The organism is Photobacterium nomapromontoriensis, assembly GCF_050336815.1.
GTDB lineage: Bacteria > Pseudomonadota > Gammaproteobacteria > Enterobacterales > Vibrionaceae > Photobacterium > Photobacterium nomapromontoriensis.
Window position 1 is genome coordinate 94,105 of record NZ_JAKJSL010000030.1, and the last position, 24,693, is coordinate 118,797.

Genomic DNA, 24,693 nt, shown 5'->3' on the forward strand with positions numbered 1-24,693 from the left:
TTAGCATCAAACTTAACAGCAATGAATATTTATATTTTAATAATCATACAAATTTTACTTAATCGTGACATGCATACAAGAATAACCAGAAATACATTTATAAATGTTGTTTATTTTAAATAAAAAATAACATAACATAACAGTGCACATTACCATTTTCAACGAATTGCATATCCAATGGTTTTAGTATAAAAAGCTGTGGGGGTGGGAATTAGATAAAATAAACATTAATATCAAACAATAGAATATTACTATGTGCCATTGATATGGCATCTGCCTCTCTTGCCATAAATAGTCTAATCGACATAATAATAATTTAAATAAAAACCAATAAATTTATATCCGTACACTAGAGAATATCTGTAGCAACAACAATTTTAGAAATATACCCTATGAGCAATCTCCTTTAACCCAATCAGCATACCCTGAAGGCATATAACCTTTATGTGCCACATTCCAATTCATATTTTTTGCGAATTTTCAATACCACACGGCATGTAAAAATGAGACAGGTATCAACATTTGAACCAAAGTCTCATAAATGAGAATTACATGCATTTATGGGCTATTAAACCCTAACGACACAAAATATCATTACTCATTCAAAACAGTAACAATTTGGCATACATGAGTACGCCACGGCATTTAACACCCTAAATGTCTCAATGTAATCTTTATAACAATAAATGTACTAGTAGGTGGATAATGAAAAAATCACATATAAGCATAGTGATTGCGACACTCCTTAGCGGAGCGTCACCGTCAATTTATGCCCAGACACAAGACTCAGTACAACAGCAAAATATGCAGGAAGTTGCTCAACAGACCTTTAAGCGTATTGACGAAATGCATGCCCTTGCCGAACGCGGTGAAGGCACCTTCACCCAGGACAATGAAAACTATCTGCGCTACAAGGAACGCGACTACTGGTTGAATTTTGATAATTACCCAATGTTCCCATTAGCCATTAATGGCGATGAAAGTGCCTATCGCCATGTGTTGGACTTCCTTGATAACACTTGGGAGTTTGTTTCATACAATGGTGGCTTTTATCTGTTAAACCTAGAATACGGCAATATGAATCGCGATGGCACGGGCTGCTTTATTGAGTATGTACCTGCTAGCCGTGGTTCCGTGTTACCAAACGGTGACTTCGCTTATGAAGCGGCAATGCTTCAACATATCGAAACCTCCGATTGTAAAGGTTTAGCACAGCCGACACTAAATAAATTTACGGTAAGCAGCCTGTCAGATCAAGGGGTTGGTTTTAGCTGGACAGGTCAACAAGAGCAAGACACCGTTACTATCACGCTGCGTAACCTTACCAACTCAGAAGATGTTCAAGTATTCAATGATTCAAGCTCTGACTTTTTTATTGGTGCATTAACCCCAAATACTGCCTATCAAGTGGACGTCTCAAACTGCAACCCATTAGGGTGCGCACCTCCGATACAGCACACATTCACCACCCTACCTGCTCGACTGGGTTTTGCCGACCACGCACCTGTTACTAACCACCTTAACGGCAGCCTAGCAGCGCAATTATCTTTTGCTCAAACCGGAACGACCACGGCCCCATTTGGCAATGAAGAAGCAGGAAATCCTGACCTAGTGATTAACCGTGCCGCGATGCTACTGTTAAATCCAGAAAACACCCATATCCACCAGCTTTGGGCTGAAGTATATCTAAATGGTGTACTACAAACCCGTGCAGCTATGTTACCACCAAGTGCATTGGCTGATACCGATCAACCTAATAATGGCCGAGCGAAAGTCATCTACTCTCACACCATATGGAGCCTACCCTTACAGTGGGACTGGATGAAACCAGGCCTTTCTCTTCGCTTTACTGATAACAATGGAAATGCTGGTGAGCTTGCCGAAAGTGATTTTGTTTTTGCGGGTGCACCAGAACTGGTAATCCAAAACATTGATATTGGCATGCTGATGGAACCCAAAGACAGAAACACCATGATCAAAGAAATGGCCACGCTGTCTGCTGACTACTTCCAGAAAATCCCCGTGTCTAAGTTGATTATGGCGGACTACACCGCAGCTCATTTCCCTAAAATTACTATGCCAAACGGTAAAGTTTATACTGAACGCAGTGACGATACTGGCGGCTGGCATGGTGGTGATATGCGTGAAGCGATTGGGAAAGCCTTAGTCTCAACCGGGATCAATAACGCAAACTTCGGTATTACCGACACGGCTGGCTTCTCTCAAACCTATAACCGCCGTTTCAATCACATTACAGCCCACACTAATAACGGTGTGTACGCCAACGGTGAGGTTAATCACGGCGGCAGCGGTGGTGGTGGCAAAGTCACGTTAACCAATACTACAGGTAATGAATGGTCTCACGAATTAGGGCATAACTTCGGTCTGGGCCATTACCCGGCTCAAGCATCAAGCCATGATCAAGAATCCGGCTGGGGCTGGGATGCTGTCTATAACCGCTTTATCGGTAACATTAATTGGACCAGTGCCGCTTATACCAATGATGTAGGTGGTGAAGTTGTTCCACCATTCGCCAAAGAATTTGGCTATTTGAAAGATGCACAAGCTGGTGGCTATGCACAAGGTATCGTCAGCCGTTATACCTTACAGCATCCAAAAATGAACCGCCGCGCAGCCAACTGGTTTAACAGTGCCAATATGCTAGATCCAAACAGTGCAACTGGCTATTCACGTTGGGATCAATCTCTGCAGCGCTACGTAGAGGCTGATGTTGATTATGCTGCGCCACAACAGCAAGGCGTCCCCGTTATCACCCTACTAGGCGTGTATGATCCAATGGCACAAAATCCAAGTCAGATTTACCCATTGTTATACTCAAACTACGGCAATATCTTTGACCTACCAGCACCATCAACCTCGGCGTATCAGGTTGAAGGCTGGCAATCCATTGATCAATTAACCGATGAGCAACTCGCTGCTGACATCTGGCAAACCTTGATCATTGACGGTGTACCTCATCGTATGTGCCAATTTGAATACACGGCTAACAATGGCGATACAGCCCACATGATTGGCGCGGTTAACGACACAGAGCAACGCTGTGAAGCAAGTAATGATATGTTCTGGCAATCTAACAATAATCGAGATCAATTGGTGTCAGCACCGCAACAATACACCATCGCATCACGCTATGGCGAAGGAGCGCTAACCTATACGCCAACCCCTGAAATTGGTGAAGTGGCGGTATGTACCCTAGATTCTGGCAATGTCGCTCATGAAGGTGCAGGGTTCTTGCGTGATGGTTACTGTATGCAAGTGGATGGCATGATGCATGAAAACGGGAACGTATGGCGTTATGCCGCAAACCGTTCAACAACGATTAAGCCGGTATACCAAAGCCAGCGCCAGTGTCAGCTAACACTCACAGATAGCCAAGGTATCGAAACGGCTATCAGCCTCGCAGGGAGTCGTCACACTGCTAACCAGAGCAACAAGTTCCACCTCAATATCCCAGCAGATCAGCAACCATCTAAAATTGAGTTAAGCTGCGGTGATATTAATGGTGAAACAGTTCTTGATACCCAATACCCAGAATATAACCCTGCGGTCGAATCATTAGCAGGACCAGTAATTATTGGGCAAGAGTTTGGTTACGACGCATTACAGTCAACAATGCCTGAAGGTTGGTTTACTCATCCAAAGCAAGGCTTTAACCCTGACCAGCTAAATCCTCGTGATCGTTCGCTGCTCGCGGTTATGCCAGTCAATGGTGAACAAATGCCAGTGTGTCGTTTTGACATGACCATAAATGATGCGTCACAAACGTTGCATGGCTACGTTGAACAACTGAGTGAAAACCAATACCGCTGTACTGGTGGCAGTGAAATTACTGTGCGTCAAAATGGCTCTGAAACAACCATTGAGTCTGCTATCAACCAGTTTGAGTGGCTATCACTCAGTGACCGCGCCAATGTCGGTGAAAAGGCGAAAGCCTACAAAGACAGTGACAAAGCGCTGTGTGTGATCACCCGCAGTGGGTTCTATGGCGCTGGGTTTGTTAATGATGCTGGCCAATGTACCCAGGTTCCGGGTATTTACTGGTCAAACGGCAAGCATTGGACGTTCTCTAGCGGTCATGGTGGTTATACCCTGCGCTAAGCTAAATCAATAATCTACTTCCAAGGGTGCTTCGGCACCCTTTTTTGTATATATCCATTGTTGTTGCTCATTCATGAGCAGGTGCTTCAGATAATGCAACTTGAACATATCTGCTGGTAACTCGCAAATAGAAAAATGCACATTAAACTATCTGGTAAAATGCGCATACCTGTATCTAACCCAATTAGATAAAAAGTTATTTTTATATAAATTTCAAACACTTAAAACCAATTGCTGATACTTACAGGAATTTCTCAATTAGGATTTCATCAATGTAGATTCCAGCTACTTTTGCATGTCTTTTCGCTGTTCCAACTATCTCAAAACCTTGCTTTAAATAAGCAGCTAAAGCTCGTTCATTATCACTACGAACATAAGCAAATAGTTTTTCATACCCTTTCAGCTTTGCAACTTCAAACGTAGACTGAAATAGCATCTTCGATACACCTTGCCCTCGACTCTCATCGCTAACAAATGTGCCGATAATACCCACATGGTCAAACGCTTTTGTATATGACGCAAATGGCTCAACATTTTGAAAGCCGATAATCTTCGACTCATCGGTATTCACTACAACAGTAAAAACACCTTGTTCTGGAAACTGTTCGATAAACTCTTTTTCTTCATCTGCAGAAAAGGTGGTATCTAAGACAGTGTACAAACCTTCAACAATGATCGGATTAAGAACATCCGTGATACCCTGTGCATCATCTGCGATTACTTGTCGTACGACTAAACTCATTCAACTGTACTCCAGCCTCATCAAAGGCTGATTTGTACAAGAATTGAATCGTCTCAGCAATAATTTTAATCATGACACCCATAATAAAAAGAACTTAACAGGGTTTGAATCAGCAAAACTACGTATTACTCCCCACAGTTCCCTACCCATTGACGCTTTTCAACGTTCTTTCCGTAATAAGCGCTGTTATTTGACGATTTCTGCAAATTGCTTGCATGACAAAACCTAGTCTGATCACTAGTCGAAGATGATAGAAAATAAATGTGATGTATCAGGCGACGTTTAACAATCGCCGACTGACGCTTACCCCATGAGCACGCTGCTGACCAATATGATGGTGATATTCTCGTAGTAAGTATTCCTTACCAATCGCACCCGAAAAGTTTCGCTCTAAATGGTTCGTTAATTCCAGCCAGTTATCTTCTGTTAGACTAAGGCGAGCGACAATATTACGCGCTTTTTCTGAAATAATACCTTTTTTGCCATCACGTATGGCACGCCCTGTCTCATCCAACAATAACAAATAGTCTGTAAATACAAAGGGTAACCCCTTGGAAATATTAGCGCGAGAATTCCCCACGAAGGGCAATAACGCTCTAGGCTGATAACTCGACTTCGCAGCATTAGCGCGCTTTTTAATACTGGTGTGATCGGAGGATTCAGGCGTTCTCGCTATTCCCGCACGAACAGGATTGAGGTCAACGTAGGCCATGCAAGCTGCTAAAGCCGCTTCATCCAATAAGGCTTGAGATTTAAATCGCCCTTCCCAAAAACGTCCGGTACAACCGTCTTCTTGATTCGCTTGGCGGGCTATTGGCTCATTGAGCAGACGCATAAACCAACTGATATCATGTAACCGCTTTCGCCACTCGTCCGCAATACGTTCTACCGCCAGTAACTGCGCCTTGTCCATGTGGCTTCGCTGACTTACATCCAACCAAGTATTAGACAGATAATTTCCTTTACACACCTGATGCCAGCGGGTAATGATCTCTTCCTGTGACCAACTTTTTGCTTGTACTTCATCTACATGAAGTACAACATGGGTATGATTAGTCATTATTGCATACGCGCAGATATCTATCGCAAACACCTTGGCAAGACACAGCAATCGTCGTTCCACCCAACCACGCCTGTATTCATAGCAATGCCCTGTGAGTGGATCTTTTCCGCATAGAAATGCCCTTCTCACACAACGCGAGACACAATGATAATACGGTGTGTCAGTTAAACTCACTTGCGTTTTCCTTGCCCTTGGCATGATTGACAACTCCTTGATTTATCCATGTAAAAAGAAGCCTAGAACATAGGGCAAGAAAGTACAAAAGTATGGGTGTCATAGTTGTTAAATAAAAACAGCCAGCGGCAAGAACTGGCTGGCTAATTTATTTCATCAATCACTCGACTGACAAATTCAAATTTATTTAATCAAGGATTGCGCTTTTAACCACGCCATTGCCACCAGCAATGCGGCTGAACAACGGGCTTCATCTTGCATGTCAACGAAAGCCAGTTCTTCAATTTCGGCGTCTGCCTGCAACTCACCGGTAAACTCCCCGAAATAACAGGTCAATTGCACAGACACCCCTTCCGCTTTACCATCGGCAGGCGCCACAAATGTGCCTGCATAATTCAGGCTACTTGGCACCAAATCCACCGATAATTCTTCGTTGATTTCGCGGATCAACGCTTGTTCGTCCGTTTCACCTTCTTCACGTTTACCGCCCGGCAAATAGAACAGGGTTTTCCCTACCGAACGGACGGTTAGCAACTTGCCATCACGCAAATGAAACCACGCCAGTTTATCGATCACTTTTTCCATTTCGTCCTCAAACTCATAAAATTCATATATGGATACACCCTACAGACGACACTATAGTACCGCGCTTTCTCAGCGATTGTCCCTGATGACATCAAGGGAACTTGGTATTTATAGTCGCCAATGATAAATTGATGATTATCTTAATGTTTTAGAAAGGAATTACCGTGTTTATTGTGCGTACTGCCACACAGCAAGACCAAAATGCCATCGCCCAACTACATGCACAAAACTGGCAGACCATTTATCGCGGCCAACTCAATCAGGCCTATTTAAACAACGATGTGTTCGATGAGCGTTTGGCATTGTGGCGACAACGTTTCAGCCAACCGACATCTAATCAACATATTCTTGTGGCATGTGATGGGAAGCAGATCGCAGGGTTTATCTGCCTGTATCTAGACCAACATGCTCAGTGGGGAAGTATTATCGATAACCTGCATATCAGCCAGCACAGTAAAGGCCAAGGCTTAGGTGCTATGTTACTGAGACACGCTGCGACGATGATACAGCAGCACGCACAGTCTACGGGGATGTATCTTGAAGTACTGGCAGCGAACCACAAAGCGCAAGCCTTCTATCAGCATATGGGGGGCGAAAACATTCATGCACAACAATGGATCGCGCCAGAGGGGAGCTTGGTTGATGAATATATTTATCGCTGGCCAACGCTAACGCGATTTATCGCTAATCCTCCAGTTTAAGGAATTGAATGACACAGGGTATTTTACGTAATAGAACGAAAAAAGGCCCGCAAGCGGACCTTAAATCGACAAACAGTGACAGTTTGTTATTTCTTAAAGAATGCACGTTTTAGCGCAAGCTCTAAGCCACGCACTTCCGCCAGACCTTTTAAACGGCCAATCGCGGAGTAACCCGGATTGGTTTTCTTTTTCAAATCATCCAGCATCTGGTGACCGTGATCCGGGCGCATAGGGATCAAGCGCCCTTCACCCGCTTGTTCACGGCGCTGCTCTTCTTCTAGAATCGCCATAACTACGTCATACATATCCACATCACCTTCAAGGTGCGCGGCTTCATGGAAGCTCATTGGATTGTCTTCACGCTGTGTTGAGCGCAGGTGGGTAAAGTAAATACGCTCACCGTGCTGCTTGATCATATTAACTAAATCATTGTCACCGCGTACACCATAAGAACCTGTACACATGGTAATACCGTTATTTTTGCTCGGGACTTCCTGTGTCAGCCAGTTAATGTCTTCAATGGTAGACACGATACGTGGCAGGCCAAGGATTGGACGCGGTGGATCGTCCGGGTGTACCGCCATCTTCAGGCCGTTGGCGTCACACACAGGCATCAGCTCAGTCAAAAAGTGCTTCATGTGCTGACGGAGTTTGTCTTTATCAATACCCGCATAGCGGTCAAGCTGTGCCTGAAACTCTTCCAGCGTATAGCCTTCTTCAGCACCTGGCAAACCAGCGATAATATTACGGGTCAGCTTTTCCACTTCAGCGTCAGACATATTCGTAAAATAGGTTTGCGCTTGCGCTTGTTCGTCAGCTGAATAGTCGTTTTCAGCGCCTGGGCGTTTTAGAATATGAAGTTCAAAGGCAGCAAAAGCGATTTGGTCAAAACGCAGAGCTTTAGACCCATCTGGCATTTCAAATTCTAGATCAGTACGGGTCCAATCCAAAATTGGCATGAAGTTATAACATACCGTATCAATACCACATTCAGCCAAGTTGCGTAATGTCTGCTTATAATTATCAATCCACTGCTGGAAGTTGCCTGTTTGTGTTTTTATTTCTTCATGAACAGGCACACTTTCAACAACAGACCAAGTTAAACCTTTCGCTTCAATAATCGCTTTACGCTTTAAAATTTCTTCTTTTGTCCACACTTCACCATTAGGAATATGGTGCAATGCGTTAACAATACCAGTTGCACCAGCCTGACGAATATCATCAAGCGATACAGAATCATTTGGGCCGTACCAACGCCACGTTTGTTCCATGACAATCACCTTTTAACAGACAGACTTAACCCGCTCGATAAAATTCGAATTAAGCATTTTTCGATTTCAAATAAACAACTAAACGATGTCAGTTATTTTTCAAATAAAGGCCTGAGGAATACTTGGCCTTTATAATAAATTTAAATTAACTTTCCCCACCAAGGAGAACAACTGGGTTTGAGCTAAATAAATACCCATCAAAATTGGGATCATCAATATCGGACAGATCTAATAATCGTTGCTTTACATTTTCAAGGTGTTGCCACATGGCGTTTTTAGCGGCAATAGGGTCTTTCCGCTGCATAGCTGCCAAAATGCGAGCATGATCTTCCAGCCACTCTTCGCGGTAAGCCTGATCCGAAATACGTGCATGCAACGTTTTCCACATCGGGCTTTGCTCACGACGTTCCCAAGAATGCTTAAGCATATCGACCAAAACGGAGTTTTGTGTCGCTTCCGCTATGCACATATGGAACTGTTCATCACCAATGCATTCATTGGTTCCGCTGGCTATCTCACTACGCTCTAATTTAAGCGCAGCACGCATCTTCACAATATCCCCAGGCGTGACCTGAATCGCGGCAAACTCTGCAATATTACTTTCGAGTAATTGCCTCGCCTGCAGCATTTCAAACGGACCAGCATCATCACTGATCACATTTTCACGACTGTTAGACTGACTAGGAATATTCAGGACATAAACACCTGATCCCTTTTTTACCTCAACCAAATTTTCCAGCTCAAGCATAATGATTGCTTCACGGACGACGGTACGGCTCACATCAAGTCTTTCAGCAATATCTCGCTCAGGGGGTAATCGGTCGCCCACTTTATAGTGTCCGTCAATTAATTCCCGTCGGAGTATTAATCCTAATTCTTGATAAGGACGTTTAGGTTCAAAAGGCATCATGATGATATTGTCACTATTTTCCATTGCACTCATATACGCCATCATAATGACCAATTAGAATTGGTCAACCTCTATATATTATATTGTAGCAACACCTTGAGTGTTATTTGCTAGATTCTTAAATTACTGAACCGCTTTAATGCGCTCAATAAGCTGATTAAGTTCTGGGTTTGACTTTTTAACATCGTCATACATTGGCTGAACCGCTTCAACAAATGCTGTCTTATCTGTAGTGATGAATTTCACCCCCAGTTTTTCAGCTTTTGCACGCTCTTTCGCTTCTGACTCAGCCCATAATGTTTTCATGACTTCCATCGAATTCATTGCCGCTTGCTTTAACGCCTTACGGTTTTCTTCAGACAGGCCATCATACGCTTTGGTTGAAATGACAAGAACATCCGGCACCATGGTGTGCTCATCCAGACTGAAGTATTTCGATACTTCACTGTGACGGCTCAAACTAAATGATGGGATATTGTTTTCAGCAGCATCGACCACACCCTGCTGAAGTGCAGTATACAGTTCGCCATATGCCAATGGTGTTGGGCTGGCACCCAAAGCCTCAACCATGCTGATAGCTGACGGGCTTGGCTGTACTCGTACCTTCAGGCCTTTAAGATCAGCCGGTGTCATAATTGGCTTGGACGTATAGAAGCTACGGGCACCCGCATCATAATACGTCACGCCCACAAAACCACTTTCACGAGAAGACGCTAGAATTTCCTCACCCACTTCGCCTTCTTGCACGTTGTAGTAGTGATTTTGGTCACGGAACAGGTACGGCATGTTAAAGGCTGAATAAGCAGGCGCAAACGCTTCAAGCTCTGCAGCATTGGTTTTCACCATATCCAGTGCACCATTTTGCATCAACTCCATGGATTCACGCTGGTTACCAAGCTGAGCATCTGGGTAAATACGGATACGCACTTCACCGTTAGTCAGCTTACGGACTTCTTTCGCCATGTGATCCATTGCTTTATGTACCGCGTGGTCACGTGGGTTGTTATGGCTAAGCTTTAACGTTGTTGTTGCATAAGCTGATGCAGAAGCACCGAATGTCAGGGCGGCACCGATTACAGCAGTTAGCAGGCTTTTACGCGTCATCATTCTTATGTCTCCGTGAAATTGGTTATCCATTACGTAGGGTATGTTTGAATACGGCGCAATATTGGCGCTAAAAATCGCCTCCGTCAAAGCAATAAATCAAATTGATTGACCAATATCACACATTCAACCCTTAAATTGGTCAACCAATCTAATTGTGAACAAGCTCACATGACATTTTATGATTCATTCATATAATCGCCCCCCAGAACATGCATATTTGATAGAAAGTGTCGCAAACCAACATTTTTCTTTGGTCAACCAAATGGACTGACCAATAGCATCAGCCATGCGCCCCCATGATAAGGAACTTAAAATGAACAAATTGGTTGATTACGTAAACCGAGGGTTATCAGTATTTACCGTATCACTCTCTAGCTTCTTGGTTTTCTGTGTTATCTGGCAGGTACTCTCCCGTTATGTCATCGGTAAACCAAGTACTGTAACCGATGAAGTCGCCCGTTATTTGTTTATGTGGGTCGCACTGATTGGTGCTGCATACACAACTGGCCAAAAGCGCCACCTTGCCATTGACCTGCTAACGATGAAGCTGACAGGAAAACGCAAACTGATTAATGAAGTATTCATTCAGATAGCAATTGCGGTATTTGCTTTCATTGTCTTGGTTTACGGCGGCACGAATTTAGCGCTTAAAACACTCTCTACCGGACAGCTCACACCCGCACTAGGCATGCAGATGGGCTACATCTATTTCTGTCTTCCAATCAGTGGCCTATTGATGATTTTTTACTCTACTGTGTTTGGTTTAGACAAAATTAGCCAGCTTACATCTGGTAAACCTCTTCTCACTGAAACCCAGCAAAACTAATTAAGAAGGATTTCTACAATGGAATGGCAACTCATTCTCACACTATTTGGTAGCTTTGCGGTTCTCCTTACTTTCGGGATCCCGGTTTCATTTGCGATCGGTCTTTCCTCGCTGGCCACTATCATGATGAGCCTGCCGCTTGAGCCCGCTATCGCGGTGGTCGCTCAGCGTATGGCTGCAGGCCTGGATAACTTTGCCCTACTGGCTATCCCGTTCTTCATTCTGGCGGGTAACATCATGAACCAAGGCGGTATCGCTATCCGTCTTATTAATTTCGCCAAAGTACTTGGTGGTCGTTTGCCTGGCTCACTGGCCCACGTAAACGTTATGGCGAACATGATGTTCGGTTCGATCTCTGGCTCTGCCGTTGCCTCTGCTGCAGCGGTAGGCGGCACCATGTCACCATTGCAGAAAAAAGAAGGCTACGATGAGCACTTCTCTGCCGCGGTTAACATTACTTCATGCCCTACTGGCTTGTTAATCCCACCAAGTAACACGCTGATTGTATTCTCACTAGTCTCTGGTGGTACTTCTGTGGCAGCATTATTCCTGGCTGGTTACATTCCGGGGATTCTAATGGGCCTAAGCCTAATGGTTGTTGCCGGTTACATTGCCAAGAAACGTGGCTACCCTGTTGCTGAAAGAGCGACAGCTGCTCAGGTTTGGGATACCTTCATCAAAGCGATGCCATCATTACTACTGATCGTGGTCATCATGGGCGGCATCATCGGTGGTATCTTCACTGCAACTGAAGCCTCTGCCATTGCAGTGGTATATACCTTAGTACTTGCCGTTGTATTCTACCGCGAAGTCAAAGTTAGAGATCTTCCAGGAATTATCCTTGAGTCAGCGGTAACAACGTCTATCGTTCTACTGCTGGTTGGTGCGTCAATGGGTATGTCTTGGGCAATGGCAAACGCCGATATCCCATACATGATTGCTGATGCGCTACTGGCTATCTCTGAAGACCCTCTGATGATTCTACTTATCATCAACCTGATCCTGTTGATCGTCGGTATCTTCATGGACATGACGCCAGCCGTTCTGATCTTTACCCCTATCTTCATGCCTATCGTACTGGATCTGGGTGTTGATCCGGTTCACTTCGGTATCATGATGACCTTCAACCTGGCTATCGGTATCTGTACACCACCGGTTGGTAGTGCGCTGTTCATTGGTTGTTCGGTTGCCAAAGTCTCTATCGATAAAATCATTAAGCCACTGCTACCCTTCTATGCCGCACTGGTTGCCGCATTGCTAGCCGTGACCTTTATCCCTGAACTTAGCCTGTTCCTGCCACGACTGGTATTGGGTTACTAGGTATTGGATTACTAATTGCAGGATGCACTATCCACCAGCAATACAAACGACGTGATTAAAAAATAAAACGACAATTCCAGCTAACAACATCTATCCCGCTAGCCTCAACCTAGCGGGATAAGGGACTCAATCATGAATAACATTGCAAACAGTCAGATTAACCCTCAGGTAATCCGTGCCACTTTTGATCGCACTGCACTACAAAGCCGTATCGTTCACTTAGGTTTCGGTGCATTCCACCGTGCACACCAAGCCCTGTTCACCAATGAAATGCTGGAAAAGACAGGCAGCAACTGGGGGATCTGCGAAGTAAACCTTTTTGGTGGTGAAGATCTTATTCAGCAGTTGCGCGAACAAGACCACTTGTACACCGTGGCAGAAAAAGGGGCCGAAAGCACGGATGTCAAACTGATTGGTTCAGTGACTGAATCATTGCACCCGTTACTTGATGGCAAGCAAGCGGTATTAGAAAAAATGGCCGAAGAACAAGTTGCCATTGTTTCTATGACTATCACGGAAAAAGGCTACTGTGCAGACCCAGCAACAGGTCGCCTAGACAAAAACAATGGCCTGATTAAAGCAGACCTTGAACACCCGCGCACACCAGATTCAGCGATTGGCTATATCGTTGAAGCACTGCGTATCCGTCGTGAACGCAACATCACACCTTTCACCGTCATGTCATGTGATAACGTGCAAGAAAATGGCCATGTTGCTCGCGCTGCTGTACTTGATTTTGCCAACTTGGTTGACCAGGAGCTCGCCAGCTGGATTGAAGCCAATGTTACCTTCCCTTGCACCATGGTTGATCGCATCGTTCCTGCTGCGACACCAGAAACACTGGCAGAAATCGCGCAACTGGTTGGTGTAGAAGACCCATGCGGTATCGCGTGCGAACCTTTCCGTCAGTGGGTAATTGAAGACAACTTTGTCAATGGCCGTCCTGAATGGAACGTGGCAGGTGCAGAATTTGTATCTGACGTGGTACCGTTTGAAGAAATGAAACTCCGTATGTTAAACGGCAGCCATTCCTTCTTGGCTTACCTTGGCTACCTTGGCGGCTATGCCCATATCTCTGACACCATGACCAACGAAAGCTACCGCAAAGCAGCCTTCGATATGATGATGAAAGCACAAGCCCCGACTCTGAACATGCCAGAGGGTACAGATCTTGAAGGTTATGCCAAGCTATTGATCGCTCGCTTCACCAACCCAAGCCTAAAGCACCAGACCTGGCAGATTGCGATGGACGGTAGCCAGAAAATTCCACAGCGTATGGGCGGCTCTCTACGCCACCACCTTGCACAAGGTACTGATTACCAATGGCTGGCGATGGGTATTGCGGGCTGGATGCGATACATCGGCGCTGTTGATGAAAACGAGCAGCCAATTGATGTACGTGACCCAATGGTTGAGCAATTCCAGGCTATCTACGCAGAACATGGCATTAATACCTCAGTGGTGAAAGCGATCCTTGGTATGGAAGCGGTATTCGGCACTGACTTGATTCAAAACGACGAGTTTGTGACTGAAGTCACCAAAGCCTACCAGCTGATCATCACCAAAGGCGCTCGCGAAGCGGTTGCCTCTCTGTAATTAACTGAATAAATACGCCGGGCTTTTACGTCCGGCGTACTGCTTGGAGCAAGACATGAAAACCTTCCTTTGTGACGATTTCCTACTTTCCAATGATATTGCACGTCAGCTGTACCACGACTACGCCAAAGACATGCCTATCTACGATTACCACTGCCACCTAAACCCACAGGAAGTGGCACATAACCGCCAGTTTGCCAACCTTGGTCAAATCTGGCTGGAAGGTGATCACTACAAATGGCGTGGCATGCGCTCTGCAGGCGTACCGGAAGCACTGATCACCGGTAAAGACAGCAGTGATTTCAACAAGTACATGGCATGGGCAAAAACTGTCCCACAAACACTGGGTAACCCACTTTACCATTGGACCCACCTAGAGCTTCGTCGCCCGTTCGGTATTACGGGTAAGCTATTTGGCCCAGAGACCGCAGAAGGGATCTGGCACGAATGTAATGAGATGCTGGCAACCCCTGAATTCTCAGCGCGCGGCATCATGAAGCAGATGAATGTAGTAATGGCTGGCACAACAGATGACCCAATTCATTCGCTTGAGTACCATAAAGTCATTGCTGAAGATGACAGCTTTGATGTGGAAGTTGCGCCAAGCTGGCGTCCTGATCGTGCATTCAAAATAGAACTAGCAGGCTTTGCTGAATACATGCAACTGCTGGGTGAAGTGGCTGATATCGAAATCACCCGCTTTACCGACCTGCTTACCGCCCTTGATCGTCGCCTTGACCACTTTGCCACGCACGGCTGTCGCGCCGCAGACCACGGTATTGAAATTGTTCGCTACGGCAAAGTACCCGCAGAAGCGACTCTTGATGCAATGATCACACGCCGTATGCAAGGCGAAACACTCACCGAAGACGAAGTGGATCAGTTCAGCACGGCGGTACAAGTTTGGCTTGGTAAGCAATATGCTAAACGTGGCTGGGTGATGCAGCTTCATATTGGTGCTCAGCGTAATAACAGCACCCGTATGTTCCAATTGCTCGGCGCTGACTGCGGGTTTGACTCGATTGGCGACCGTCCATTTGCCTTCCAACTGGCTTCGCTGCTTGATCAGATGGATATCACTAACGAGCTACCAAAAACTATCCTGTACTGCCTGAACCCGCGCGACAATGAAATGATGGCGACCATGATTGGTAACTTCCAGGGTGGCGGTATCGCTGGCAAAGTCCAGTTTGGCTCAGGTTGGTGGTTCAACGATCAGAAAGATGGCATGCAGCGCCAGATGGAGCAACTTTCTCAGCTGGGTCTGCTAAGCCAGTTTGTCGGGATGCTGACAGACTCGCGTAGCTTCCTGTCTTACACCCGCCACGAATACTTCCGTCGTATTCTGTGTAATATGCTGGGTCAGTGGGCGGCTAACGGTGAAGTACCAAACGACATGAATATGTTGGGTAAAATGATACAGGACATCTGTTTTCATAACGCCAAAGCCTACTTCCAGCTACCGGGAGAGCATGCATGAAGCGTATCGCACTGATCGGCGAATGCATGATTGAACTCAATGGCGCCCCATTCGGCGCCATGGAGCAAGCGTACGGTGGCGACTCACTCAATACCGCCGTTTATCTGGCCCGTACAGCAGGCCAGTCTGTTGCTATTGATTACATTTCAGCGCTGGGCTGCGATGCCATCAGCAATGGAATGATCACGCGCTGGAATGATGAAGGGATAAACACTGACATGGTGTTGCGCGACGACACCCGCCAGCCTGGGCTGTACCTGATCCAGCTTGATGATCAGGGTGAGCGCACCTTCCTGTACTGGCGTAATCAGTCTGCTGCCCGTTACATGATGCAACACCCTGATTTTGAGGTCGTGATCAAACACCTTGAAACTGTTGATATGGTGTACCTGAGCGGGATCAGTCTGGCTATCTTGCCAGCAGCCGATCGCCTGCGTCTGATTGAATTGCTGACGCAGCTCAACCACCAAGGCATTGCGGTTGTGTTCGACTCCAACTATCGCCCAGCTTTGTGGGAAAGCGCTGATATCGCACGTGGATGCTACACCCAATTGTTAGCGATCACCGATCTCGCACTGGTGACTAACGATGATGAAGCCGCGCTTTGGGGTGATGATAGCGAAGAAGTCACTCTGGCTCGACTCAAGGCGGTGGGTGTTAAAAAGGCCGTGGTGAAGATGGGACCAAAAGGCAACTACTATGAAGACTTCACCACGGAAACACGTACGTTTGTGGCAACTACACCCGTCAAAACCGTCATTGATACTACCTCTGCCGGTGATTCATTCAATGCCGGTTTCCTTGCTGGGGTACTGACGGGTAAAACACCGATTCAATGTTCAGAACAAGGCCACCAACTTGCTGGCATTGTCATTCAGCATAAAGGCGCGATTATCCCAGCCTCCGCCACGGCGGCGATTGATTTTAATTTCTCACAGAACAATATCAACGACAACAAAATCGAAAAGGAAGCCCAATCATGAGCACTATTGCCCAGCAGCTTGCTACCATCAAAGTTATCCCAGTTATCGCTATTGATCGCGCCGAAGACATTATTCCTTTGGGTAAAGCATTGGCTGAGAATGGGCTTCCTGCGGCTGAAATCACCTTCCGTTCAGATGCGGCGGTTGAAGCTATTCGCCTACTGCGTAAAGCCCAGCCGGACATGCTTATCGGGGCGGGTACAGTATTGAACCGCGAACAAGCCATTGCCGCAAAAGAAGCAGGCGCGACCTTTGTGGTATCACCGGGCTTTAACCCTAACACCGTCAGAGCCTGCCAAGAGATTGGTATTGATATCGTGCCGGGAGTGAATAACCCAAGTGCCGTTGAAGCGGCGATTGAAATGGGCATCACCACGCTAAAATTCTTCCCGGCTGAAGCATCTGGCGGCATTAACATGTTGAAATCCCTACTCGGCCCTTACACCCAGATCCAATTTATGCCAACAGGCGGTATCAACACGAAAAACATCAATGAGTATCTTGCGATTGATCGCGTGTTTGCCTGTGGTGGTACTTGGATGGTCGATAAGGCAATGATCAATGAAGGCCGTTGGAACGAAATTGGTCGTTTAGCACGTGAAGCCGCTGACTTAGTCGCCTAATCCCCCCTTAACAATATAAAGGCTTCCTTCGGGAAGCCTTTTGCATCAAGGCATACAACGAAGTTACACGCCAATTATTCACTGTTTAATCAGGGTACTTATTATCAATCGTTTTTAAGGAACGAAAAAATAGCCCTAGCCCACCAATGGCTAATATTAATATTGCCATGAGCTCGAACGCTGTCATTGTTTTAAACGTAAAACGGATTGCAGAAATCACCCCAAAGATGAGCGCCGTCAATGAACCAATCGACAATAACCAACCAATAAAACTTCTGCTATTAAAGAACACGAAACCGATCCCAAACATGAAGGGGATCATGATCATACCGCCAGTAACACCAAAGCCAGAACCAAATGCTGAAAAACCATACAAACGCGAACCAAGTCCAAAACTCGACGATACCGTAATGGCATTAAACAGTAAGTAAAAACCTCCGCACATCATGATCAAGCCAATAAAAAACTGACCTATCCCACCAGAAGTACCGCCTGCACCTTTCATTATTTTGAATCCCTTCTCATATAACTGTTAATTGCGTTAACAACCATAGCAACGCTTTGAAAAAGCAACAATATATACATAAGTGAATAATTGGTAGCCATTGCCACCAAAGACAGAAGGATTTGAGAGTGTTGGAGCAGAATAGAATGAAAGCCATATGAAACATGTTCATTCTGAGTGAACTCTAACGATAAATGCCAACTTCGGTATATTGCTAACTGTCAGGCAAACACTCAAGGTCGATAGTAATATACGGTAGTAATGGTGGCAGGATCTAAAACAACCCCAAGTAAGTCTCCTTACTTGGAATTGTTCATAACAAAATAAAATGGCTATTGTGCAATAATATTACCGTCGAACTGCTTCATATCAGGTATCAGAACTAACTTATCTGCCGACATTTTATTACCACATGGCAATTGAATATGGTTAACCATCCAAACAACACAGCCTTGAGATAAATTCAACAAACTACGCACCTGCGAATAAAGATGCGCGTCATGATACTCAGTTGAGATAGGCACCGCATAACCTTGCCAAGCCCCTATTACCTGCTCCTGGCTTGCAGTCAGATCAAGGTAAAGCATTTCTGGCTCAACATCTTTGATGATTTTCATACACAATCTTGTGTGTGTATCATCTTGCTTCTCAACCCACAACCGGTGAGGAATTTGCTTATTGCCCCATTCAAGGACATTCATATCAGCATTCATTATCAATCCTTAAATTAATCCTGAAGTGCGGCTTTCTCAATTTTAATCACCGCTTTTTTTACAGGTGCAGGTTGGTTTACCGCCACAAGAGGACGATGAGGCTGCAATGTATCAAAGATGACAAAATCACCCGCAGTTAACGTAATAAATTCTTCTTCAAGAATATCTTCACTAAAAGCCAAGTCTTTCTCAGCCAGAAAATCTTCAGCGATAGTGTTAAACGGGTGATAACTAAAACCAAACATTTCTTCACCCTCAAGTACAATCTGTACATCCATATACTTAGCATGAATTTCAGATTTTCTATCGGCCAACTCTTGAGTGTGATCATTCACAATAAAGTAAAATACACTGTCGCCATTTACTTGAAAACGACCGGGTTCCTGACTTTCATTCAGTCGTCTCTTAACTACTTTAATAATTGCAACAATAGCATCAGGAATATGACGATAACTCTCTAGGGAGTCTAAATTACCTCTGTACACGATAAGCCTCTTAAACACCAAAATAAAACCCGAATATGGGTTAGCTCAACATAGTATAACGAAACCGGAATGATTGGTTGACCAATATTTATGAAGATATAGAGCGCGATCAAACTTATGCCCTGAAACAACAGCGCACGATAAGATCAGTAAAAATTTATGGTATCCGAACGGGTCTAAGAACCGGGACAGCAACAAGCCGCTATACTGATGCCAACTACCTAAATCATTTTTATGTCAAAACCCTATTGCCAAGGTTGTTGTATGTATCAGGAATCCTTTTTTGATTCTCTTTCAATCTTCCTTATTTTCGGGCTCATTTTCTGTCTGATCGCAGTGATGTTTGAATGTGGCTACCAACTTGCCTTGCGTTTCCCCTCACAGGAAATCAGTCGCTCGATCACGCCAATGGCAACAGGGCTAGCGAGTCTGCTGGCTTTTATCCTTGCCATCACATTCAGTATGGCGGCAAGCAAATCAGGAGAAAGAAAGCAACTGGTACTCTCAGAAGCCAATGCTGTCGGCACCACCATCCTCCGTTCAGCACTGCTCACCGAGCCTTATCGCTCCCGTAGCCAAAAACTGCTCCGTGAATATGTCACCATTCGGGTGGTTGAAAATAAAAGCCAGATAAAACCGTCAATCAACTACATCATTGTTACGAGTGAGGCCCTTCAACTCAAACTTTGGGATGAAGCCATTCAAGCACATAATTCCACGACACCAGAACTACTGCTGCTCTATATCAGCTCTCTTAATGAAGTGATTGATATCCATACTGAACGGGTCAACAAAAGTTTGCGCGGGCGAATACCCATCAGTATCTGGCTCACCTTAGGCTTACTAACCTTTCTGACAATTGCACTGAATGGTATACAAGTAGGGGCCGAAAACAAAGGCAGGGCGCTAGTTGCTGCCCTGCCTTTTGCGATGGCGTTTTCGTTAGTGCTCACGCTCATTGTTGAGCTTGATAGGCCAATACGCACTATCATTGAGGTAAGCCAGCAACCATTGATTGACCTACGCGATGGCTTAGATGTTACTACCCCTTAATGGCTGTCACTCTGGTATTTTGGACTGATACCGAATCAACTGCTCTTCAGGATCAATCAACTGGCATGTTGCACAGTTTTTCTTACCATCCAGTTTGTATTTTAAACAACAGGTTTCACGGCGAATATAATAAATGGCAACTGGTTCTCTGGTTGCCACTTTGACGCTATTTAGGTTCGCCGTGTTAGGTAGTAAACTTTTTAGCCAGCGATCCGCTTCTGGCTGAAGGGTTTCCAGCAAGGTGCTTTCAGAGCCATGCTGGGTCAATTTTTGAAACGACAAGCCGACCGCATACCCCCAATGACCCCAGAACAAGTTTCGACTCACATTTTCATGCTTGTAGTAAGGCGCCAGGTAATCGCCTAACTGCTGCAATATGAGAGCAAACTGCTGATCCAGCCTTTGCTCAGAAGCAACAACAATTGCCAATGGGGAATCAGCCATGACATCATCAGCTAAACAGAAAAATTTCGCGTCTTCATCTATTGCAACACGCTGTAATTTCCCTTTTGATGACACTTCAAGGCTAATTTGACTAACCGTAATACAAGGCACGCGAGCAAATTTCAATCTCAATGCGGCCATACCTGTCAACAAATGTGCGCTAAAGCTTTTCAGCCATAAGGATGCCCCTACAGCCTTACGGGTATCGATGTCATCACAAAAAGTGGCTATCGTGGCCGGAAATGCTGAATCCATCCACTCATTAAGCGGTATACCAATATGGCTAGATTCTAGCCGAAAAAAAGGCTCACATTGTTCAAGCCATTCAAGTTGCGCGCCGATAGTCGATTGCTGAGGCTCACCTGGCCATAAAACCGCCAATTCAGTCGTTAAGTTCATGAAACCTCTATCTTATTCCGTACATGACAAGCAGCAAATCATTGATATTACTGCACAGCTAGCGCCAAGTCCTCAATTTTAACTAAAGTAATGCAGCAAGCAACTTGCGTCGACACCGAGAAAGCCCCTCAAATCACGATAAAACTCAAATCATATGTGACTAGTATCACATATTAAATGGTTTTCATATGCCATTTTGACTCATATTATTTAATGCCTTAGCATTCTTAGATATATTGCTAAACAAAATAAGTTGCGACTGATATCACATTCGAGTGACAACACTATCAATAATAAATTGCACCATTATACAACGTGCATCAAATGCTAGGATTATTAAAATGAGTAAGGATACTAAACTGGTTAGGGAACAACTGAAATCACAGACACAATCAGCATTACACAAAACTAAAAGCGCATTTCTTCAAAAATATACAAAGGCCGCATAATGCGGCTTTTTGCACACTGTAACCAAGCGATTTGACGCTAGATTCTTGATGGGGTTAACTCATTTCAACGATACAACAGGCGTGGTAAAGCGGCCCATCACAACCCGATACTGATTGGTCATCACGCCTTGATCCAGATTATGCTCACTGTCCGCTTCACTCTGGTTTTCAATCACAACGGTATCTGATATTGGTTCTGACATGGGTGAAACCTCTCTCCCCACATCCACCACATCGTAAGTATCAAGCCTGGGAGCATTCACATAATCGTCCGTCGTATCATCAAACAAAGATAGCTTATCTATCGCTAACACCAATACAGCAAACCCCATCACAATCATGTTTATATTCATGCCCCCCTCCTTCTTCTATTCACATTCCTATTGATAGTACAGAATAAAAACATGGCCAATATCATAAAATAATAGTCGCTTAATTGATGACCCATAACGCCATAAACTCATTCACGGGGGTTGCTTCCAACCGCTTCTGATCACAGCACAAATCAAAGAGTTTCCGACTAGTCGCTACCGGGAAACGAGTATGTAAGCTCTGCATAAACTTGCGTTCTAGCAATGGGATCCCCTCATCTCGGCGACGACGATGACCGATCGGATATTCAACTACAACCTTTTCTGTTGACGAACCATCGGTAAAAAAGACCTGAATAGCATTGGCAATTGACCGCTTACCTGACTCTAGGTATTCAGCGCTATAGCGAGGATCCTCAACAACGTCCATTTTTCCTCGTAAGCGATCTATTTGCTGATCGCCTTGATGAAATTCATCTTCGTAATATTCAGCCTTCAACTCACCGTATAACAGTGGCACCGCGATCATATATTGAAGGCAATGGTCGCGATCTGCTGGATTCGCTAACTTGCCCACTTTAGATATGATCCGAATTGCCGATTCATGAGTGGTCACCACGATCCGTTCTATCTGATCAATTTTCCCTTTCACTTGTTCATGCAAGATAACAGCGCACTCAACGGCGGTCTGAGCATGAAATTCTGCAGGATAGGAAATCTTAAATAAGACATTTTCCATCACATAACTGTTAAAAACTTGATTAACCTTGAACGACTCACCGTTAAATAACACATCGTAATACCCCCACTGAGGTGCGGTTAACACCGAAGGCAGCCCCATCTCACCTTTCATGGTGATCATCGCTAATCGTACCGCCCTTGAAGTTGCATCCCCTGCCGCCCAAGACTTTCTCGACCCCGCGTTTGGAGCATGACGATAAGTTCGCAGAGCCCCACCATCCGCCCAGGCCTGTGATACGGCGTTGATGATCTGATCACGTTCTCCGCCCAACATCTTGGTGATAACTGCGGCTGATGCTACGCGAACCAGTAACACGTGATCCAATCCGACACGATTAAAACTGTTTTCCAACGCCAGTACACCTTGTATTTCATGCGCTTTTATCATTGCTGTCAGCACATCACGCATTAACAAAGGTGGTTTACCCTGAGATACCGCAACCCGGCTAAGGTAATCAGCAGTGGCGAGGATCCCGCCTAAATTATCTGAGGGGTGACCCCACTCGGCGGCTAGCCAGGTATCATTGAAATCCAACCACCGGATCATACAACCAATATTAAATGCTGCCGTTATCGGATCCAGCTCATGAGAAGTGCCCGGTACTCGAGCACCATTAACTACTGTTGTCTCTGGTACTATCGGACCTAAATGTTTAGTGCATTCTGGAAAACGTAACGCTAGCAATCCGCAGCCTAACGTATCCATCAGGCAATTTCTGGCGGTGTTATACGCCTCAGCTGAATCAATGTCGACATGAGCGACATAGTCGGCTAATGTCACCAGTAATGCATCTGGCTGCGGACGTTCGTTGATATCGACATTCCTGATCATGTTCATCATCCCTTATATTTAGTCGTGATATTCGCTATACGGCACCATTTGAATACGGTTACTCACGGTCGCGTAAATAATTTATCTAAGAATTTTTCATAGTCGTGGTAATCAAGATATTGATAGAGCGACTCTCTGGTTTGCATCCGGTCCACCACATTTTGTTGATGTCCGTCTGCCAGTAAGTGTTGGTAAACATTGAGCGCCGCTTGGTTCATCGCCCGAAAGGCAGAAAGGGGGTATAACGCCATATCAACACCACTTCTGGCTAACTCCTCCGTTGTAAACAACGGCGTCTGACCAAATTCAGTGATATTGGCCAATATTGGGACTTTCACTGCATCAGAAAATTGCTGGTACTGTGCCAATGAACATACCGCTTCGGGGAAAATCATATCTGCCCCAGCGTCGACATAGGCCAATGCTCGCTCGATAGCGGCATCCATCCCTTCCGACGCCAGTGCATCAGTACGAGCCATAATGACAAAGTCATCGTTCACTCGCGCATCCACTGCTGTTTTGACCCGATCAACCATCTCTTGCTGGCTGACCATTGCCTTATTCGGACGATGCCCACAGCGCTTTTGAGCAATTTGATCTTCTAGGTGCACGGCGGCCACCCCGCTGCGCTCCATCTCTTTGATGGTACGGGCGAGAGAAAAAGCACCACCGAACCCGGTATCAATATCAACCAATAGCGGTAAGGTGCTCGCAGCCGTGATCCGGCGAACATCGGTCAGAACATCATTGAGAGTCGTGATACCCAGATCGGGTAACCCGTAAGAGGCATTGGCAACACCAGCACCAGAGAGATAAATAGCCTGATGACCAACCTGCTCTGCCATCATGGCGCAATAAGCATTAATTGCACCGACAATCTGCAATGGGCTATTAGATGCCACTGCCTGTCTGAACTGCTTCCCTGAGCTCATTACACGCTCCTTGATTAATTTATTCATCCAGCGACAAAAAATGACGCTTGTCGCAGCATATATCTAAATTTAGTGGCGAATCTAAATACTGACAAATTAATAAACAATCATCGAGTAGGGTGAGGCGTCGCCGCCTCATCCCTCTCACAGAACCGTACGTACGGACCTCGTATACGGCTCATGTACATTTCCATTCAGCGTAAGTGCTGAACACATGCCCTGTCACAACATGTTCAATATTGACTAAACCAAGTTCATTGAACCATTGATTTGTCATAGCGTAGCTCGATAACGGACTCGCAGAGCTTCTCCAGCCTGTCATTCGTATG

Annotated in this window: 22 protein-coding genes; 9 read left to right on the forward strand and 13 right to left on the reverse strand. The window is 45.3% G+C overall.

Annotated elements, in window-relative coordinates; all coding sequences use genetic code 11:
- Positions 1-705 precede the first annotated feature (705 nt).
- Positions 706-4,119, forward strand: coding sequence for a M66 family metalloprotease (locus L4D12_RS13165; RefSeq protein ID WP_428448306.1), 3,414 nt, complete (start codon positions 706-708; stop codon positions 4,117-4,119).
- 241 nt (positions 4,120-4,360) lie between these two features.
- On the opposite strand, the gene L4D12_RS13170 is transcribed toward L4D12_RS13165, so the two are convergent.
- From L4D12_RS13170 to L4D12_RS13180, 3 genes are all read right to left on the reverse strand, one after another.
- Positions 4,361-4,861: a GNAT family N-acetyltransferase gene (locus L4D12_RS13170; RefSeq protein ID WP_428448307.1), complete on the reverse strand. Its 501-nt coding sequence runs from the start codon at positions 4,859-4,861 to the stop codon at positions 4,361-4,363.
- Positions 4,862-5,132: 271 nt separating this feature from the next.
- The gene (locus tag L4D12_RS13175; protein WP_428448308.1) at positions 5,133-5,984 is read right to left on the reverse strand and encodes an alpha-amylase family glycosyl hydrolase; all 852 of its coding nucleotides are present in this window, start codon (positions 5,982-5,984) and stop codon (positions 5,133-5,135) included.
- Positions 5,985-6,281: 297 nt separating this feature from the next.
- Entirely contained in the window at positions 6,282-6,683 is a 402-nt protein-coding gene (locus L4D12_RS13180; RefSeq protein ID WP_428448309.1) for an NUDIX hydrolase, read from the reverse strand.
- Positions 6,684-6,847: 164 nt separating this feature from the next.
- Here L4D12_RS13180 and L4D12_RS13185 point away from each other — a divergent pair, with 164 nt between their 5' ends.
- Positions 6,848-7,384, forward strand: coding sequence for a GNAT family N-acetyltransferase (locus L4D12_RS13185; RefSeq protein WP_428448310.1), 537 nt, complete (start codon positions 6,848-6,850; stop codon positions 7,382-7,384).
- 86 nt (positions 7,385-7,470) lie between these two features.
- Here L4D12_RS13185 and uxuA read toward each other — a convergent pair whose 3' ends face one another.
- The 3 genes from uxuA to L4D12_RS13200 form a co-directional block, all read right to left on the reverse strand.
- Entirely contained in the window at positions 7,471-8,655 is a 1,185-nt protein-coding gene (uxuA, locus tag L4D12_RS13190) for a mannonate dehydratase (protein ID WP_428448311.1), read from the reverse strand.
- A gap of 145 nt (positions 8,656-8,800) precedes the next feature.
- Positions 8,801-9,589 carry an FCD domain-containing protein gene (locus L4D12_RS13195; RefSeq protein ID WP_428448328.1) on the reverse strand — a complete coding sequence of 263 codons (789 nt, stop codon included), beginning with the start codon at positions 9,587-9,589 and terminating at the stop codon, positions 8,801-8,803.
- Positions 9,590-9,688: 99 nt separating this feature from the next.
- The gene (locus L4D12_RS13200; RefSeq protein WP_428448312.1) at positions 9,689-10,672 is read right to left on the reverse strand and encodes a TRAP transporter substrate-binding protein; all 984 of its coding nucleotides are present in this window, start codon (positions 10,670-10,672) and stop codon (positions 9,689-9,691) included.
- Positions 10,673-10,985: 313 nt separating this feature from the next.
- On the opposite strand from L4D12_RS13200, the gene L4D12_RS13205 reads away from it, so the two are divergent.
- The 6 genes from L4D12_RS13205 to L4D12_RS13230 all read left to right on the forward strand — a co-directional run bounded on the left by L4D12_RS13205 (position 10,986) and on the right by L4D12_RS13230 (position 17,500).
- Positions 10,986-11,498, forward strand: a complete 513-nt coding sequence (locus L4D12_RS13205; RefSeq protein WP_428448313.1) for a TRAP transporter small permease — start codon at positions 10,986-10,988, stop codon at positions 11,496-11,498.
- Between the two features lie 18 nt (positions 11,499-11,516).
- A complete protein-coding gene (locus L4D12_RS13210; RefSeq protein ID WP_428448314.1) occupies positions 11,517-12,818 on the forward strand; it encodes a TRAP transporter large permease in 1,302 nt (433 codons plus the stop codon).
- Positions 12,819-12,950: 132 nt separating this feature from the next.
- Complete coding sequence (locus L4D12_RS13215) at positions 12,951-14,414, forward strand: fructuronate reductase (RefSeq protein WP_428448315.1); 1,464 nt, start codon at positions 12,951-12,953, stop codon at positions 14,412-14,414.
- Between the two features lie 55 nt (positions 14,415-14,469).
- Complete coding sequence (gene uxaC / locus L4D12_RS13220; protein ID WP_428448316.1) at positions 14,470-15,894, forward strand: glucuronate isomerase; 1,425 nt, start codon at positions 14,470-14,472, stop codon at positions 15,892-15,894.
- Positions 15,891-16,877 (forward strand): sugar kinase, encoded by a 987-nt coding sequence (locus L4D12_RS13225; RefSeq protein ID WP_428448317.1) that lies wholly within the window; start codon positions 15,891-15,893, stop codon positions 16,875-16,877. Before uxaC ends, L4D12_RS13225 begins: the two co-directional genes overlap by 4 nt.
- On the forward strand, positions 16,874-17,500 hold the full coding sequence (locus L4D12_RS13230; protein ID WP_428448318.1) for a bifunctional 4-hydroxy-2-oxoglutarate aldolase/2-dehydro-3-deoxy-phosphogluconate aldolase: 627 nt from the start codon (positions 16,874-16,876) through the stop codon (positions 17,498-17,500). Before L4D12_RS13225 ends, L4D12_RS13230 begins: the two co-directional genes overlap by 4 nt.
- 85 nt (positions 17,501-17,585) lie before the next feature.
- On the opposite strand, the gene L4D12_RS13235 is transcribed toward L4D12_RS13230, so the two are convergent.
- The 3 genes from L4D12_RS13235 to L4D12_RS13245 all read right to left on the reverse strand — a co-directional run bounded on the left by L4D12_RS13235 (position 17,586) and on the right by L4D12_RS13245 (position 19,203).
- On the reverse strand, positions 17,586-18,005 hold the full coding sequence (locus L4D12_RS13235; RefSeq protein ID WP_428448319.1) for a hypothetical protein: 420 nt from the start codon (positions 18,003-18,005) through the stop codon (positions 17,586-17,588).
- Between the two features lie 332 nt (positions 18,006-18,337).
- Complete coding sequence (locus tag L4D12_RS13240; RefSeq protein ID WP_428448320.1) at positions 18,338-18,718, reverse strand: hypothetical protein; 381 nt, start codon at positions 18,716-18,718, stop codon at positions 18,338-18,340.
- A 14-nt stretch (positions 18,719-18,732) separates the two neighbouring features.
- Positions 18,733-19,203 (reverse strand): NanQ anomerase/TabA/YiaL family protein, encoded by a 471-nt coding sequence (locus tag L4D12_RS13245; RefSeq protein ID WP_428448321.1) that lies wholly within the window; start codon positions 19,201-19,203, stop codon positions 18,733-18,735.
- 264 nt (positions 19,204-19,467) lie between these two features.
- Here L4D12_RS13245 and L4D12_RS13250 point away from each other — a divergent pair, with 264 nt between their 5' ends.
- Positions 19,468-20,256 carry a bestrophin-like domain gene (locus L4D12_RS13250; RefSeq protein WP_428448322.1) on the forward strand — a complete coding sequence of 263 codons (789 nt, stop codon included), beginning with the start codon at positions 19,468-19,470 and terminating at the stop codon, positions 20,254-20,256.
- 6 nt (positions 20,257-20,262) lie between these two features.
- Here the strand turns inward: L4D12_RS13250 and L4D12_RS13255 are convergent, their stop codons facing one another.
- From L4D12_RS13255 to prpB, 4 genes are all read right to left on the reverse strand, one after another.
- Complete coding sequence (locus L4D12_RS13255) at positions 20,263-21,099, reverse strand: (2Fe-2S)-binding protein (RefSeq protein WP_428448323.1); 837 nt, start codon at positions 21,097-21,099, stop codon at positions 20,263-20,265.
- Positions 21,100-21,607: 508 nt separating this feature from the next.
- Positions 21,608-21,901 (reverse strand): hypothetical protein, encoded by a 294-nt coding sequence (locus tag L4D12_RS13260; RefSeq protein ID WP_428448324.1) that lies wholly within the window; start codon positions 21,899-21,901, stop codon positions 21,608-21,610.
- A 79-nt stretch (positions 21,902-21,980) separates the two neighbouring features.
- Positions 21,981-23,432: a bifunctional 2-methylcitrate dehydratase/aconitate hydratase gene (locus L4D12_RS13265; protein ID WP_428448325.1), complete on the reverse strand. Its 1,452-nt coding sequence runs from the start codon at positions 23,430-23,432 to the stop codon at positions 21,981-21,983.
- A gap of 62 nt (positions 23,433-23,494) precedes the next feature.
- Positions 23,495-24,364, reverse strand: coding sequence for a methylisocitrate lyase (gene prpB / locus L4D12_RS13270; protein WP_428448326.1), 870 nt, complete (start codon positions 24,362-24,364; stop codon positions 23,495-23,497).
- Positions 24,365-24,693 lie beyond the last annotated feature (329 nt).

What these genes read in the sequence shown, in the direction of transcription:
- L4D12_RS13225 (WP_428448317.1), top strand. Translation starts at nt 15,891, where the DNA reads ATGAAGCGTATCGCACTGATCGGCGAATGCATGATTGAACTCAATGGC.
- L4D12_RS13235 (WP_428448319.1), bottom strand. Translation starts at nt 18,005, where the DNA reads ATGAAAGGTGCAGGCGGTACTTCTGGTGGGATAGGTCAGTTTTTTATT.
- L4D12_RS13215 (WP_428448315.1), top strand. Translation starts at nt 12,951, where the DNA reads ATGAATAACATTGCAAACAGTCAGATTAACCCTCAGGTAATCCGTGCC.
- L4D12_RS13170 (WP_428448307.1), bottom strand. Translation starts at nt 4,861, where the DNA reads ATGAGTTTAGTCGTACGACAAGTAATCGCAGATGATGCACAGGGTATC.
- L4D12_RS13195 (WP_428448328.1), bottom strand. Translation starts at nt 9,589, where the DNA reads ATGGAAAATAGTGACAATATCATCATGATGCCTTTTGAACCTAAACGT.
- L4D12_RS13210 (WP_428448314.1), top strand. Translation starts at nt 11,517, where the DNA reads ATGGAATGGCAACTCATTCTCACACTATTTGGTAGCTTTGCGGTTCTC.
- L4D12_RS13200 (WP_428448312.1), bottom strand. Translation starts at nt 10,672, where the DNA reads ATGATGACGCGTAAAAGCCTGCTAACTGCTGTAATCGGTGCCGCCCTG.
- prpB (WP_428448326.1), bottom strand. Translation starts at nt 24,364, where the DNA reads ATGAGCTCAGGGAAGCAGTTCAGACAGGCAGTGGCATCTAATAGCCCA.
- L4D12_RS13205 (WP_428448313.1), top strand. Translation starts at nt 10,986, where the DNA reads ATGAACAAATTGGTTGATTACGTAAACCGAGGGTTATCAGTATTTACC.
- L4D12_RS13180 (WP_428448309.1), bottom strand. Translation starts at nt 6,683, where the DNA reads ATGGAAAAAGTGATCGATAAACTGGCGTGGTTTCATTTGCGTGATGGC.
- L4D12_RS13230 (WP_428448318.1), top strand. Translation starts at nt 16,874, where the DNA reads ATGAGCACTATTGCCCAGCAGCTTGCTACCATCAAAGTTATCCCAGTT.
- uxuA (WP_428448311.1), bottom strand. Translation starts at nt 8,655, where the DNA reads ATGGAACAAACGTGGCGTTGGTACGGCCCAAATGATTCTGTATCGCTT.
- L4D12_RS13265 (WP_428448325.1), bottom strand. Translation starts at nt 23,432, where the DNA reads ATGATCAGGAATGTCGATATCAACGAACGTCCGCAGCCAGATGCATTA.
- L4D12_RS13260 (WP_428448324.1), bottom strand. Translation starts at nt 21,901, where the DNA reads ATGAATATAAACATGATTGTGATGGGGTTTGCTGTATTGGTGTTAGCG.
- L4D12_RS13165 (WP_428448306.1), top strand. Translation starts at nt 706, where the DNA reads ATGAAAAAATCACATATAAGCATAGTGATTGCGACACTCCTTAGCGGA.
- L4D12_RS13255 (WP_428448323.1), bottom strand. Translation starts at nt 21,099, where the DNA reads ATGAACTTAACGACTGAATTGGCGGTTTTATGGCCAGGTGAGCCTCAG.
- uxaC (WP_428448316.1), top strand. Translation starts at nt 14,470, where the DNA reads ATGAAAACCTTCCTTTGTGACGATTTCCTACTTTCCAATGATATTGCA.
- L4D12_RS13240 (WP_428448320.1), bottom strand. Translation starts at nt 18,718, where the DNA reads ATGAATGCTGATATGAATGTCCTTGAATGGGGCAATAAGCAAATTCCT.
- L4D12_RS13250 (WP_428448322.1), top strand. Translation starts at nt 19,468, where the DNA reads ATGTATCAGGAATCCTTTTTTGATTCTCTTTCAATCTTCCTTATTTTC.